The 15531-nt window shown below is 42.4% G+C and carries 11 protein-coding genes and 2 pseudogenes; 5 read left to right on the top strand and 8 right to left on the bottom strand.

All coding sequences use genetic code 11. The features are described from left to right. Window positions 1-173: 173 nt before the first annotated feature. The 5 genes from ACHBGV_RS09245 to glgB all read left to right on the top strand — a co-directional run bounded on the left by ACHBGV_RS09245 (window position 174) and on the right by glgB (window position 6867). Complete coding sequence (locus ACHBGV_RS09245) at window positions 174-1085, top strand: LysR family transcriptional regulator (protein WP_105110484.1); 912 nt, start codon at window positions 174-176, stop codon at window positions 1083-1085. Between the two features lie 164 nt (window positions 1086-1249). Beyond that, complete coding sequence (locus tag ACHBGV_RS09240; protein WP_105110485.1) at window positions 1250-2377, top strand: glucose-1-phosphate adenylyltransferase; 1128 nt, start codon at window positions 1250-1252, stop codon at window positions 2375-2377. A 12-nt stretch (window positions 2378-2389) separates the two neighbouring features. Beyond that, a complete protein-coding gene (gene glgD / locus ACHBGV_RS09235) occupies window positions 2390-3505 on the top strand; it encodes a glucose-1-phosphate adenylyltransferase subunit GlgD (RefSeq protein WP_105110486.1) in 1116 nt (371 codons plus the stop codon). A gap of 8 nt (window positions 3506-3513) precedes the next feature. Beyond that, on the top strand, window positions 3514-4959 hold the full coding sequence (glgA, locus tag ACHBGV_RS09230) for a glycogen synthase GlgA (protein ID WP_394736186.1): 1446 nt from the start codon (window positions 3514-3516) through the stop codon (window positions 4957-4959). Between the two features lie 69 nt (window positions 4960-5028). Beyond that, window positions 5029-6867 carry a 1,4-alpha-glucan branching protein GlgB gene (gene glgB / locus ACHBGV_RS09225; RefSeq protein ID WP_394736184.1) on the top strand — a complete coding sequence of 613 codons (1839 nt, stop codon included), beginning with the start codon at window positions 5029-5031 and terminating at the stop codon, window positions 6865-6867. A gap of 103 nt (window positions 6868-6970) precedes the next feature. Here the strand turns inward: glgB and ACHBGV_RS09220 are convergent, their stop codons facing one another. The 8 genes and pseudogenes from ACHBGV_RS09220 to ACHBGV_RS09185 all read right to left on the bottom strand — a co-directional run bounded on the left by ACHBGV_RS09220 (window position 6971) and on the right by ACHBGV_RS09185 (window position 15083). Next, the gene (locus tag ACHBGV_RS09220) at window positions 6971-7786 is read right to left on the bottom strand and encodes a transporter substrate-binding domain-containing protein (RefSeq protein ID WP_105122752.1); all 816 of its coding nucleotides are present in this window, start codon (window positions 7784-7786) and stop codon (window positions 6971-6973) included. A 109-nt stretch (window positions 7787-7895) separates the two neighbouring features. Continuing rightward, complete coding sequence (locus ACHBGV_RS09215; protein ID WP_394731528.1) at window positions 7896-8708, bottom strand: transporter substrate-binding domain-containing protein; 813 nt, start codon at window positions 8706-8708, stop codon at window positions 7896-7898. 178 nt (window positions 8709-8886) lie between these two features. Beyond that, a pseudogene (locus tag ACHBGV_RS09210) lies at window positions 8887-9513 on the bottom strand (ABC transporter ATP-binding protein); the annotation flags it as partial. Window positions 9514-9770: 257 nt separating this feature from the next. After that, window positions 9771-10115: pseudogene (locus ACHBGV_RS09205) on the bottom strand (8-oxo-dGTP diphosphatase); the annotation flags it as partial. Between the two features lie 109 nt (window positions 10116-10224). Further along, entirely contained in the window at window positions 10225-11661 is a 1437-nt protein-coding gene (locus tag ACHBGV_RS09200; RefSeq protein ID WP_172032060.1) for a recombinase family protein, read from the bottom strand. Beyond that, entirely contained in the window at window positions 11654-13270 is a 1617-nt protein-coding gene (locus tag ACHBGV_RS09195; RefSeq protein WP_024375787.1) for a recombinase family protein, read from the bottom strand. Before ACHBGV_RS09195 ends, ACHBGV_RS09200 begins: the two co-directional genes overlap by 8 nt. Further along, window positions 13270-14844, bottom strand: a complete 1575-nt coding sequence (locus ACHBGV_RS09190; RefSeq protein WP_024375788.1) for a recombinase family protein — start codon at window positions 14842-14844, stop codon at window positions 13270-13272. Before ACHBGV_RS09190 ends, ACHBGV_RS09195 begins: the two co-directional genes overlap by 1 nt. A gap of 98 nt (window positions 14845-14942) precedes the next feature. Further along, window positions 14943-15083, bottom strand: a complete 141-nt coding sequence (locus ACHBGV_RS09185; protein ID WP_017768968.1) for a hypothetical protein — start codon at window positions 15081-15083, stop codon at window positions 14943-14945. Between the last annotated feature and the right edge of the window lie 448 nt (window positions 15084-15531).

Here is a 15531-nt window from a genome sequence, read left to right as displayed (position 1 = left end):
ATAATTTCCATATTTGGATTACGAGACTCAAAATATTTTTCGTCAAATACCTTGATGGACTTGACAAATGGTAGAAATAAAAGCATTCAATAATTTCATAAGTTCCGCTGATTTCCCACCCTCAAAAATGGACTTTTCTTCATTTCTTTCCTATTTCATGATACAATAGAGCTATGAGAATACAACAATTATATTATGTTATAAAAATCGCAGAAACAGGGAGTATGAACGAGGCTGCAAAACAGCTTTTCATTACCCAACCAAGCCTGTCCAATGCTATCCGCGACCTGGAAAAAGAGCTCAATATCAAGATTTTTTTCCGTAATCCCAAAGGCATTACCCTGACCAAGGACGGGATTGAGTTTCTATCCTATGCCCGCCAGATTGTCGAGCAGACCGAGCTGCTGGAAGACCGCTATAAAAATCCCAACGCCAAGCGCCAACTCTTCAGCGTATCCTCCCAGCACTACGCCTTTGTGGTCAATGCCTTTGTCTCCCTGCTCAAGGAGACTGAAATGGAAGACTACGAGCTCTTCCTGCGGGAAACCCGGACCTGGGAAATCATCGATGACGTCAATAATTTCCGCTCAGAAATCGGCGTCCTCTTCCTTAATAACTACAACCGTGAAGTCCTGCTCAAGTTGCTGGATGACCACAGGCTCTCCCATACGCATCTTTTCACTGCCAAGCCTCATGTTTTCGTCAGCAAGACCAATCCACTGGCACAAAAGAAAAGTATTAGCCTGGACGACCTAGCCGACTATCCCTACCTCAGCTATGAACAAGGGATTCACAATTCCTTCTACTTTGCCGAGGAAATTCTCTCCCAAGTCCACCACAAGAAATCCATCGTCGTATCCGATAGGGCCACCCTCTTCAATCTCCTGATTGGGCTAAACGGCTATACGGTTGCGACTGGTATCTTGAACTCCAACCTAAACGGGGACAATATCGTCTCCATCCCGCTGGATTATGACGATGAAATCGAACTCATCTACATCAAACATGAGAAAGCTGTCCTATCCGACATGGGGGAAAAATTCATTGCCTATCTCCTGGATGAAGTAAAATTCGATAAAAAATAATGACATATTTAAGTAGATTTCTTCTATCAATATATGTTATAATGCTATCATGAAAGCAGTTGAAAGTGATGTTGGAAATATTTCAACAAAATCACGGGAACCGCTTTCATTTTTTTGTTCTTTATGCTATAATACTTCTATAATAAATTTTAAGGAGTGATGAGATGGCTCAAAATAAAATGTTAGCTATGATACTTGCAGGTGGACGGGGAACCCGTCTTGAAGGTTTAACAAAAAAGGTGGCCAAACCTGCCGTTGCCTTCGGTGGAAAATACCGCATCATCGATTTCCCTCTCAGTAACTGTGCCAACTCTGGTATCGATATTGTCGGTGTCTTGACCCAGTACGAACCGGTCTTGCTCAACTCATACGTTGCCCAATCACAGCGTTGGGGGTTGGATGTCCAAGGTTCTGGTATTTTTGTCCTGCCACCAAGTGAGAAAATCGAAGGTTTTGGTCTCTATAAGGGCACGGCTGACGCCATCACTCAAAATATCGACTTCATTGATTTGAATGAGCCTGAGTATGTCCTCATCCTGTCTGGTGACCACATCTACAAGATGAACTACGACAAGCTCTTGGATACCCACATTTCTAAGAAGGCTGATGCGACTATCGCGGTTATCGAAGTACCTATCAAGGAAGCGTCACGCTTTGGTATCATGAATACGGATGATGAGTACCGCATCGAGGAATTTGAGGAAAAACCAGCCAATCCTAAGAGCAATCTTGCCTCAATGGGTATCTATATTTTTACATGGAAAACGCTCAAGAAATACCTCCTGGAAGACGACAAATCAGAAACCTCATCACACGACTTCGGCCACGATATCATTCCAAAATACCTGGCAGACGGTCGCACTCTGATTGCTCACCCATTCCGTGGCTACTGGAAGGACGTGGGTACGGTTAATAGTCTCTGGGAATCTAACATGGACCTGATTGACCATGCGGATGAGCTAGACCTGTCTGACCGTTCATGGAGAATCTACTCTGAAGACAAGGGCTCTCCTGCTCAAGTTATCAGTGCTACTGCCTCTGTCAAGTCTGCCTATATCGACAAGGGAGCCATTATTGATGGTGCCATCGAGCACTCTGTTATCTCAAATGATGTGCAAGTTAATGTCGATGCTGTTGTCAAAAATTCTGTCCTCCTACCTGGTGCTATCATCGGTGAGGGCGTTGAATTGGACTATGTCATCGTGGCTGAAAATGTCAAGATTGCGGACGGTGTCAAATTGGCTGGCGAACCAGACAATATCCTCTTGATTGATAAGAATGTGAACAAGTAAGAAAGGTCGATTATGTTAAGAAATACTCTAGGAATTGTAAATATTGAAGGGAATAATGTGCACTTCGGCAATGTCATGGACCACCGTGGTGTGCAAGCCTTTGGTTTCCTTGGCCGCTACCGCTTGATTGACTTTGTCTTGTCCAATATGTCCAACTCTGGCATTACGGAATTTCAGGTCTACATGCCTGCCAAGATGCGCTCAACCATCCAGCACGTCGGAACTGGTAAGCACTACAACATTAACAGTAAGCGTGGTTCGCTCCGTCTCTTGAACGGCGTGACCGACCCCAATTCTGTCTACCAGCATGACATCAATGCCTTTTCAGAAAACCTTCATTATATCGAAAGTTCGACCAAGGAATATGTGCTGATTGCGCCATCTTACTTCCTCTACAGCCAAGATTTCACAAAGGTCATGGCAGAGCATCAGGAAACTGGAGCTGACATCACCGTTCTCTACAAAAATGTTATGGACGCCAAGGAGAATTTTATCGGATGCCAAACCTTGAAATTCGATGATGACAAGCGGGTCGTGGCCTTTGAAGAAAACCACGGTAAATACAAGAATCGTCCTGTTTCACTTGAAGCCTACATCATGAAGCGGACCACCTTTATCGAGCTCATCCGCCGTGCCAACAAGGTTTCCTCGCTCTACTGGCTCAAGGATATCCTGCGCGATGTGGCTGACCAGTATGTCATCCGTGGCTACGCCCACCGTGACTTCGTTGCCTGCATCAACAGCATTGATAGCTATTTCAATACCCAGCTGGACCTCTTGCAGCGTGACACGCGCAAATTGCTCTTCAAAAATGATTGGCCTATCCATACCCAGACCAGCGATTCATCTCCTACTCTTTACGGACCACTGGCAGATGTCAAACGATGCCTGATTGCCAACGGTGCCAATATCAATGGTCAGGTTGAAAATTCTATTATTGACCGGGATGTCATTATCGAGGACGGGGTGACCATTAAGAACTCCATTATCTTAAATGGTGTAACGGTGCGCAACGGTGTCACTATTGAAAATGCCATTATCGATAAGGCGACTAAGATTGTTCATTCTACGGATATTAAAGGAACTGCAAGTAATCCAGCCTATATCAAGGCACATCAAATCATCTAGGAGTAAACATGACAAAAAAATCTGTACTCTTTGTAGCATCTGAGGGACTTCCATTCATCAAAACTGGCGGCTTGGCTGATGTGATCGGCTCTCTGCCAAAAGAATTGGTCAAACAGGGGATGGATGTTCGGGTTGTGCTGCCACTTTACAGGAAAATCGCCATCAACAACCATGCTGATTTTGATTATGTATCCAGCTACGATGTGCGAGCAGGCGATATCCAGTCCATGGCCAATGTCTACAGCCAGGTCGTCGATGGTGTGACCTTCTACTTCATTGAACATCGTGATTTCTTTGAGCGTGACGAGCTCTATGGCTACGATGATGACGCCATGCGGTTTGGGTTCTTCCAGCATGCGACCTGCCGTCTGCTTGAGGCTCTCAACTTCTTCCCAGATGTCATTCATTCCCACGACTGGCATGCGGCGGTCATGCCCTTCCTCTGCCGGACCTTCTACAGCTACCGGGAGGAATTCCGTAATATCAAGCATGTCTTTACCATTCATAACCTGGCTTTCCAAGGGATTTTCAACAAGCAAGCCCTCTGGTCTGCCCTGGGGATGGACTACAGCTACTATCTGGATGGTATTGCACGTTTCCACGACGAATGTATCAGCTTTATGAAGCTAGGTATACTCTACGCTGACAAAGTAACGACTGTTTCTGATACCTACGCCAGAGAAATCCTTACCGAAGAATTTGGTGAGAATATGCAACATGTCTTGGAACTGCGCAAGTATGATTTGACAGGCATTGTCAACGGCATCGACTACGATAGCTGGAATAGCCAGACAGACCCATACTTGGTGAAAAATTATTCATTTGCTACTCTTGCTGATAAAAAGGCCAATAAACTTACCCTCCAGGCTCAATTTGGCTTGCCGCAGGACGAGAATGTCATCATGGTAGGTATCGTATCTCGCCTGACATGGCAGAAAGGCTTCTACCTCTTAACTGAGGTGCTCGGCCATCTTCTTCAAGCCCATGTGCAATTTGTCATCTTGGGTAATGGTGAAGCAGACGTTGAAAATGCCTTCAACCACTTCAAGCATGCCTATCCTGAAAAATTTGCCTTCTACCGTGGCTACAATGAACCGCTTGCCCACCAAATTTATGCAGCAAGTGACCTCTTCCTCATGCCATCCATGTTTGAGCCCTGTGGTATTAGCCAGCTGATTTCCATGCACTATGGGACCCTGCCACTTGTCCGTGAGACAGGGGGATTGGTGGACACCGTCAAGCCATACCACATCGAAACAGCTCAAGGAACTGGCTTTAGCTTCGGCGGCCGTGATGCCTACAGTATGAAACAGGTCTATGACCTGGCCCTACAGACCTACTACGACCGACCAGAAGACTGGAATGCCATGGTCAAGCAAGCCATGGAAGAAGACTTCAGCTGGACCTCTTCAGCTGAGAAATATATCTGGCTCTACCGTGAAATTAGTGGCTAGGTAAGATTTGACAACAAACTGAAGGGGAGTGCGACCAAGGTCCACTCCTTTTCCACAAGGGAGATTGTTATGACAGAATTTACTGATTTGGATTTATACTATATGAATTCCGGTGAGCACACCACACTCTATGAGAAAATGGGGGCTCATATCATCAAGGAGCGTAATAAAATTCTTGGCACCCAATTTCGTGTCTATGCTCCAAATGCAAGAGAAATCTTTTTAGTTGGTGATTTCAATAACTGGGATCGCAGTCATCCCATGAATCGGGAAATTGACGGGGTCTTTGAGCTCTATGTGCCTGATTTGAAATCACTGGAAGACTACAAGTACCTGATTATCAGCCATGACGGTCGGGAAATTTATAAGGCAGACCCCTATGCCTTTTTCAGCCAGGTCCGGCCCAATACTGCCTCCACGACCTATAACAGTCGCTACAAGTTTAAGGACGATATCTGGATGTATGACCGGGTTTCTTACGATTTCAAGGAAGAACCTGTGTCTATTTACGAGGTTCATCTGGGTTCTTGGAAACAAAAGGTTGTCAATCAAAACCAGGCTGGCGCCCCACTTGAATCCTTCTATTCCTATAAGGAAATCGCCCCTCTCTTGATTGACTATGTCAAGGAAAACAAATTCACCCACATCGAGCTGATGCCCATCACCGAGCATCCTCTGGATGCCTCTTGGGGCTATCAGGTCACTGGCTATTACAGTCCGACCAGCCGCTATGGCAAGCCTGATGAATTAAAATACCTGGTAGACCAGTGTCACCAGGCTGGGATTGGGGTTATTTTGGACTGGGTTCCCCTCCACTTCTGTAAGGATGCCCATGGTCTCTATCAGTTTGACGGATCCTGGCTCTATGAGTATTTCCATGAAAATGACCGTGAAAATAGACAGTGGGGTACGGCCAACTTTGACCTGGGCAAGGGCATTACGCGGTCCTTCCTCCTCTCTAACCTTAAATACTGGCTAGACAACTTCCATTTTGACGGCATTCGGGTCGATGCCCTTTCCTACCTCCTCTATTGGCGCGGAGAAACCGAAGAGAACAAAATCAACCATGCCGCAATTGACTTTATCAAGCGGGTCAATGCCATGGTTCACACCGATTACAAGGGCGTTCTCATGATTGCCGAGGATTCCTCAAGCTATCCAAAAGTCACCCATGCACTGGAAGACGGCGGTATTGGCTTTGACCTCAAATGGGACTTGGGCTGGATGAATGATACCCTGAAATTTGTCGAGCGTCCGTCTGTTTATCGTAAATACCATTCCAAGGAAATCACCTTTGGCATGTATTACAATCAAAACGAGCACTACCTCCTACCCCTGTCCCACGACGAGGTTGTCCATGGGAAACACTCTATCATTGATAAGATGAACGGGGATTTTGAAGATAAATTCCACCTGGCCCGTGTTTACTACAGCTTCTACTATGCCCATCCTGGTAAAAAACTCCTCTTCATGGGTAATGAATGGGGCCACATCCGCGAATGGCATGAATATACAGAAATGGACTGGGGATTGCGCCTTTATCCAAACCACGAGTCCTTCTACCAGATGATGAAAACCCTGTCTAACTTCTATCGGGACAATGATGCCTTTTGGAAATACGACCATCAAGCCTATGACAAGGGCTTTGATTGGATAACAATCGATGAAGAGGCCAGCGTCTACGCCTTTGTCCGCAAGAGTGATGACCAGGAAATTCTAACTGTTCATAACTTCAATGATCAGGAGGTCTTCGATGTGCACCTAGCCCTACCAACAGATTCTGAATACAAACTGGTCTTCTCATCCAATGCCATTCCAATGGAATCCTTCAGCCTTTATCCGGATGAAAATGGAGCCAAGATTACTGTTCCAAGGTTGACGTCCTTCTATCTGGAGCGAGTGAAATAGCGATAAAATCTTGTGCCTTTGGTGCAAGATTTTTTTCTGTGCATTTGAGGAAAAATTCCACACAAAAAAGCCAGCCACTGTTTAGATGACTGACCTATGTATTCTATTCAACTGCTGTGTAAGTTGCTGCTTTCTCAAGGAAGGCGTCAAATTCACCTTTGGCTTTGACATCAGCGATAACCTTGTCGATTTCTGCTTTGAGGTCTGCGCTGCCTTTTGGAAGAGCAATGACTTTTGAATTTTCATCAATGGTTGGGAACTCAGCTTTGGCGATGGCCAAGTCAGCATTTTGTGAAACATAACCTGCTGCCACTGGCGAGTCCATTAAGACTGCATCAACCTTACCAGCCTTCAATTCGTTGACCGCTTCGCCCATCAAAGTGAGAGAAACAATCTTAGCACTGCTCAAGTTTTCTTTAGCATACGTTTCTTGTGTAGAACCTTTTTGAACGGCCAAGTTAAGACCTGCAAGAGCATCGGTATCTTTAATCTGATCTGCCTTGTCCTTGTTGACCAAGAGAACATCTGAAATCAGGTAATATTCTTCAGAGAAATCAAATGTTTTCGCACGTTCTTCTGAGTAAGAAATACCCGCAATGGCGATATCTGCCTTGCCATTTTGCACGCTGGTCAAGACGTTGTCAAAGTTCATTGGAGAGATTTCCAATTTTACGCCCAATTCATCAGCAATTTTCTGTGCCAACATGATGTCCGCACCAACGACTTCGTTTTTGCCGTCTACAAGTGCTTGGAATTCAAAAGGTGCATAGTCTGGGCTAGTAGCTGCGACCAAGGTACCTTTTTCCTTGATAGCATCCAAAGTTGACTTGCTTGACTCCGTCGTTGACGATGAACAAGCTGCCAAGGTAAGACCAGCTACAACAGTTGCCGCAAGAGTTAAAATTTTATTAAATTTCATGATAATTTCCTTCTTTATTGCTTATGTTTTCAGATATTCTGAAACAACATGACCTATTATATGGCATTTTTATTCATTTGTCAACGGGAGTGCTTTGAATATTTATTCTTTATTTACTGATTGACTGTTGGTAAGCTTCTTCGACAAAGTCTGATATCTTGCCTGACTCAACCAGCTCTTTTACGACCTTGTCAATCTTAGCTTTCAGCTCTGCGCTTCCTTTTGGCATGGCAACAGCATAAGAGTCCGAAATGGTTGTCTCAATGTCCATGTCCACAATTTGCAGGTCTGGGTTGCTACCCACATAAGCCTTAGCAATCGGTTCTTCAAAGATTACACCGTCCAATTGGCCAGATTTTAATTGCTGGATCAGGTCGCCGTTCTTCTCTAGACTGAGGATGGATGAGTCAGCAAAAGCCTCCTTGGCAACGGATTCTTGGATAGAACCTTTCTGGGTACCGATGGTTACTGATGCGAAATCTTCAGCCTTGCTGTATTTAGCTGCGTCATCCTTTTTGACAATCATCTTGTTGACCGACTGGTAGTAGGCTTCTGAGAAGTCGTAGGTTTTGGCGCGTTCTTCTGTGGCAGAAATCCCTGAAATACCAACGTCCGCCGTACCTTTTTGGACACTTGCCAATACGTTAGAGAAGCTCATTGGTGAGAACTCTACTTCCACGCCCAATTCTTCACCGATGGCCTTGGCCAACTCGATATCTGCCCCTACGATGGTGTCCTTACCGTCAATCAATTGCTTGTATTCAAAGGGCGGGAATTCTGGGTTGAGGGCAACGACCAGGGTCCCCTTGTCTTCGATTTTTTCAAGTGTGGTTTGGTCGCTGTTTGATGAACCACATGCAGCCAAAGCCAAACTAGCAAAGCAAACTGTCGCAAATGTATAAACTTTTTTTAATTTCATGATAATCTCCTTTTTATGCAATAGACACTATTTTTATACCATACATTTCGTATGTTTATGCTATTTTATACCATAATTATGCAATTGTCAACCATAAAATCCGAATTTTTATACATTTTCTTGAAAAAATGAAAAATGTTGAAAAAACACCCTGTTGCCAGAGTGTTCCAGTTATCAGTTTTTAATCAATTTCTAAGCCGCCTGTATACAGTCTGTAGTAGACGCCTTTTTTCTTCATGAGCTCTGCGTGGTTACCACGTTCGACAATGCGGCCATGGTCCATAACCATAATGACATCAGAGTTGACAATCGTCGACAAGCGGCGGGCTATGACAAAGACGGTTCGGCCCTGCATGAGCTTATCCATACCTTCTTGGACCATTTTCTCGGTCAAGGAGTCGATAGAGGAAGTCGCCTCATCTAAAATCAGGACCGGAGCATTGGCTAGGGCTGCCCTGGCAATAGCAATCAGCTGACGTTGACCATTTGACAAGCCAGCCCCATCACTGCTAATCTGGGCGTCGTAGCCATTTTCCAAATGTTTGACAAAGCGGTCAACATTAGATAATTTTGCCGCAGCCAGTATCTCATCTCGACTGGCAGCTTCATTACCATGGGCGATATTTTCCGCAATGGTCCCTGTAAAGAGGTGGGTATCCTGCAAGACGATGCCCAGGGATTTTCTCAGAGAAGCCTTATCAATCAAGCGAATATCAATTCCGTCGTAGGTAATCATGCCTGACTGAATCTCGTAGAAACGATTGATGAGATTGGTAATAGTCGTTTTCCCAGCTCCTGTCGCTCCGATTGATCCCTTGGTCGATAATCGCCGCCATCAAAAAGGGAATGGATAGCTCGAACAGCACTTCAATCGTCATCGCCAAGAATGCCAAAATCGAGGGTCGCTTATAGTTACCAACATGGGCTAGTAGTATCTTATACATTACTCTCCTCCTTTATTGCAATTATCACTAACTATTATTATATTCCTATTCAAGAAAATATTCAATGATTAACATGAAAATGACAGGAAAAAAAGCCGAACATCCTTGTTCAACTTTGCTCCTATCTATAATTCCTATCCCATTCTCCATCCTGGTCTTTCCTTGTATAGAAAAATTCAGACAGATTTGGATCATCCATGACCTTGAGAATTTCCAGCAAGTCATAGGCCAAATCCATTTGGGGTAAATCCGATTTTTTAACCCAACGGACTTCTCCTTCTTCCGTCGAGAGGAGTTGACCGGTAAATGCTGTCGCCTTGTAGAGAAAGACAATGTAACGATGCCCCTCCTTATCAGGCCAGTGCTTGGTCCCAACCAGCTGGGCATTCTGAATTGTCAGACCGGTTTCTTCATAGACCTCACGGACGACCGAATCATAAAATGGCTCATTTTCCTCAATGTGACCCTCTTATGTCAAGTAACTGACACTATTTATTTACTAGATTTCACACTAATTGTATCACAAATCAACCTATCAAGAAAGAGACTTGATACGATTCAAGTCTCCTCTTCAACTATTTATAGATAACTGTAAAAAATCCGAGGCAGTCAACAACTACTTTTTCAATGTGAGTGCTAACTATTTCTTTTGTTAACCTATCATTACTCAACAACTGAAATGTATTAACTTCTTTCAGCTGTTCTTCTAAATTCCTAACAGTTTTGTCTATTACCATTTTCTTAGTAATGTAATCTTCCCTAGTCATCAGGCTATCCTTGTAGTCTTGGAAAAAGGATAGTTTTTGTCTCTTTAATCGCTCAATCTCTCTAAGAACTCTAGTCTTAGAAGCTTTTGGGCGGGACTTATCCTCCTCATACCCAAGTTTCTCCTTGATTGCTTGCTCAATCTTGTCTGCTCGGCATGACTTCATTTTTTCTCCCTGTCCTTTACAATAGCGACAGGAAAAATACTGATAACCTTGATGATTATATGAACCAATCAAAGAATGGTCACAATGCTCACAACGAATCAGTCCTGTTAAAATGCTAGGAATTTTCGGAGTATGATAGTGTTTTTTCTGGATAACCTTCTTAGCTTTTAATCGAGCAACTTGTTCAAATAGTTCTGATGAAATAATCGCTTCGTGATTGTTCTCAATCCGCTCCCACTCTGATTTTGGTCTGAAAACATGCTTCCCCCTTACATACGTCCGAGTATTAAAAAGATAAGTTCCCTTATAGGCTTCATTCTTTAAAATTTGACCAACGGTAGTGCTACTCCAAACATTTCGTTTTTGCTCAGTTGTTAAACGGAGTGACTTTGCGTAACGTGCCTGACTGATTTGCATCTTTCGTTCTGCTGGAGTAATGACTTGTTCTTCATTCAGGAGTCGAGCAATTGTTTGGTAACTATTACCATCAAGGTACAAGGCGAAAATCCGTCGAACAATTGGTGCAACTGTCTCGTCAATAATAATCTTGAAACGGTCCTCTGGATCCTTGAGATAACCAAACGGCGGCAACCAGCTCATGTTTTTGCCCGAGCGTTTCATGCTGTTCATCGCACTCTTGATCTTTTCAGAAACATCCTTAGCATAAAATTCATTAAGCAAATTCTTAAAGGGAACGTCAATCTCAACACCATTATTCTCTGATGTCAGGCTATCATATTGGTCATTTAGAGCAATGAACCTCACTCCTAGAAAGGGGAATATATTTTCCAGGTAGTTTCCTAACTCCAGATAATCACGCATAAATCGTGAGAGGTCTTTAACAATAACATGACGAATCTCGCCAGATTTTACCTTTGTCATCAATCGTTGAAAAGCAGGACGATTGACGGTTGTCCCTGAGAAACCGTCATCCACAAATTCTTCTCGCTGAAAGTTTTGAAAGTCAGATGAATTATCTAGATAATGATGAAGCAAGTATCTTTGATTGACAATGGAAATACTCTCATCCGTTCCAGCCTCATCGACAGATAATCTAAGATATAAAGCTACTTTAGACATTGACTGCACCTCCCAGCTGACAGCGAAAAGTAATCGTTACTTGTTTATTTACGTCAACTTCGATGCGTTCGATAATTGCCTGTAATAGTTCCGAGGTTAGAGTCTCTGTTCCTTGGCATTGAGTTAGCGATTTTACCCAACTTATCTGCTTCTGATGTTCTTCTTCCAGTTGCCCAATAGCCACCTCACAATGTCTTATTTCCTGCGAAAGTGTCTCAATTTGAGCTTCCTTTTCAGATTTTTGAGTGAGATAGGTTGCTTTTTCAGTCCGTACCAAACTATATGAAGCATATAAGTCACTTATTTCTTCTAGTAATCGCAAGATAGCTTGTTGGTGTTGCCTTACTTGCCTATAATAAACCTTAATACAATCATCTTTTTTTGTTTTCAACTTAGACAGTAGCTGCTCAGCTATTCCTAAACGTTCGATTTCTGCTTGAAGCAACTCTGAGATTATTCTATCTAAAGCTATCTCACTAATATAAACTGTCTGTTTTTCAGATATTTGAGGGTCATAGACATGGTCCGTGAAGTAATAATAATCATAGTCAGATTTCTGATTTGAAAAGTGACGACAATAGCGATACATTTGCTTAGAATTTCCTTGAGCGTAAATCAATCCCTTGTATCGATTAGGCCTCTTCGGCTGTAGCCTTTTTTTAATACTCCGTCTGCTGTGAAGATAGGTAACGATTTTATCATATTCTTCTCGAGTGATATAAGCTTCATGAGCGTATTCAAATCGAATATAATCCGTCTCCGTAAGAGTTTTATTGGATTTACGCTGCACAAGATGTCCCTGATAAACAGGACTTTGGATTAAACGAAGGATAGTCGAATTTCTCCACTCTGTTCGATCATCTTCACTACGATATAGTTGTCCAGTTCGCCTATATACGGTTGGAACTGCAACTCTAGCTTTATTGAGATATGCCGTTACTTTACTAATGGATTTTCCCTGAACTAAAATGTCGAAAGCTATTCTTAAAATCGGCTTTACAAGAGGGTCTATCATCAGTTTGACACCATGCTCTTGTTTGTCCAACTGATACCCATACGGAGCAAAACTTCCAATATAGTAGCCACGGCTAGCATGATAAATATGACTCGCAGTCACTTTCTTTGAAATATCTTTAGAATAAAGGTCGTTAACCAAATTCTTAATTTCTACCTCAAACGACTTCTTTTCTTCAAGTCCGTTAAGGGTATCAAGGTTATCATTGATAGAGATGAAACGAACACCCAAGAAGGGGAAAACTTTATCAATAAGACGACCCATTTCGATATAATCTCTACCCAGGCGTGATAAGTCACGAATCAGAATACAATTGATATGACCTTTTTTAATGTCCTCCATCATTTCTTGAAAGGCAGGGCGGTTAAACTTCGTGCCTGAATACTCATAATCAGTATATGCCTTGACAACCATTAAGCCCTTATCTTTGGCGAATGTTCTCGCTAAGCTTTCTTGTGTCTCTAATGACTGTGATTTATTTCTCCAAGTTTCTGTTCTTTCCTTAGATAATCTAATGTAAATACCAGTTCGATAGATTGTAACCTGAGTAGTCTTTGTTTCTTCTGTACGATAGCGATTCTTCGTGCGAGCCATCAAACCGCCTCCGTTTCCGATTGAGAAAACTGTTGGAGAATATCCATCTCTTTTATATCATGAAAGACCAGCGTAATCTCGTGGTCTTCTCCAATATTAATCCGATCTAAGAGGGAAACCAATGTCAAGCGGTTTAAGCAGTCTGTGTCTCTCAACTCACTTAATTGCTTCAACCAAGCTTCCCTATCTTGGAGTTTATGATAGAGTTCCTGAGCTAATTCTTTTTTAAGAGCAATGGTTTCTTCAACCTGCTTCAGCTTTTGGCGATAATGTCTCTGAAATTCCTGATACTCCAACTCATTGATAAGACCATCATCTAGGTCCATATACAGGGATTGGATTAATAGCTCATACTTCTTTCGTTCGGTCACAAGTCCTGTAAAGTCAATTTCAAGAAAAGGTTCTTGTGAAAGATAATGAGGGATACGTTCAATCAGATAGGACTTCCACTCCAGGTGTTGAGCTATCAAGGTTGAAATGACTTCCAGTAGGCTGTCGTCCTTAATAGAATGACGACTACAACCTTTTCCCTTGTTGTATGTACTACAGATGTACTGAATGGTCTCTATTTTCTTGTAACGGACTTTTCGCTGTATCATCTGAGATTGACAGTCTTTACAAAAGAGTAATCCTGTAAATAAAGAAGGCTGCCCTTTTCCATTTTTGACATCTCTAAGTAATAAGCTATTGGCAATCTCAAAGGTGCTTTCAGATACAATACCTTCGTGTGTGTTCTCTACCCGCACCCAGTCATCTGGACTAACCTTTAGAGACTGTTTCGATTTGTAATTCAGTTTCGTATGTTTTCCCTGTTCTAAAGTCCCTGTATAAACTCTATTGACCAGAATACGATTAACCATTTTGGCATTCCACTGATTAGAATTACCATAAAATCCCTTGAAATTTTCGTGACAAGATTTCTTATATTGGAGTGGGGTTGCAATGCCAGCTTTATTGAGATAAGTGGCAATCCTATTGGAAGAATATCCTTCTAACTTGAGTGTAAAGATTTTTTCAATGATTGAACGAGCACTCTCATCCACTACTAGGTGGTTCCTCACGTTATCGTCTTTACGATAACCGTAAGGGGCAAAAGCTCCTATAAATTCTCCGTTCTGACGCTTAGCCTTCTGTGTGCTACGGACTTTCATAGAAATATCCCGACAGTAGCTATCATTGATAAGGCTTTTAATCGGCAGGACAAGATGTGTTTCATTGGTATCAGCAGTCAAACTATCATAATGATCATTGACCGAGATAAACCTAACACCAATAGAAGGGAAAATCCTTTGAATATACTTCCCAGTCTCAATATAGTCTCGCCCAAACCGAGACAGGTCTTTGACGATAATAGTATCTATCCTTTTCTCATTAACCATCGTCATCATACGGTTGAAATCCGGACGATTAAAGGTTAGGCCACTAATACCATCATCTACAAATTCTTCTAAGATGATAAGGTCATGCTTTTGGGCATAGTCTCGTAAAAGTGAACGCTGATTGACAATGGAGTTACTTTCAATATTATCTCCATCGTCTCGTGATAGGCGTAAATAAATACAGGTTTGTGTCATTGTCTTCTCCTTAATCGAATATTAGGTGCGGATCAATCAAGGATTGAAGTTCTACTATTCTATTTTACATAATTTACTGTTACTTGTCCGCTAAAAGTTTATATTTTTTCTAACTTTCTACCAAGTAAATCATCTAAAATATCCGTTAGGCTCAATGGCTTATCGGTAACCTTTACCGTTACTTTGTAGCCTTCAATGACAACCTGCGATGTGTCCTCACCTATTATTATTTTTGTCATACTATATTATTCCTTAAAATTTAAAATAATGACCTCAGCGGGAATGACTGGTTAGGTCATTCATGGGAGTTACACCCGCTGGCCTTTATCGCTGGCAGCCCGAACGTGCAGAAGTATCATTATCCTTAATTTGTGTCTTGGCAGATAGAATACCATTCTATTTTATAGCTGATTTTGTTCGCTCATATCATGGCGAATCAAGCTAAACTGCTCGACAAATAAGAAAGTCCCACCTTGGTCTATTCAGTTGTCAATGAACAAACAAGGAGAGACTATTTTTTATGTGTAGCGTTACAATTGATGTGAGACTTATAGAAGTCAAAAAGAAGATTCCTTGATATGATAAGAGTACCACCACTCACCAAAAAAGGAATCTTCTCATGACTAGTATATCACAAAATCTTCGCTATTTACCACATACCTTGGAAACACGCTATCACGCTGTTAA

It is taken from the genome of Streptococcus sp. A34 (genome assembly GCF_043674115.1).
GTDB classification, from domain to species: Bacteria; Bacillota; Bacilli; order Lactobacillales; family Streptococcaceae; genus Streptococcus; species Streptococcus suis_V.
This window is presented reverse-complemented; position numbering and strand designations above follow the sequence as displayed.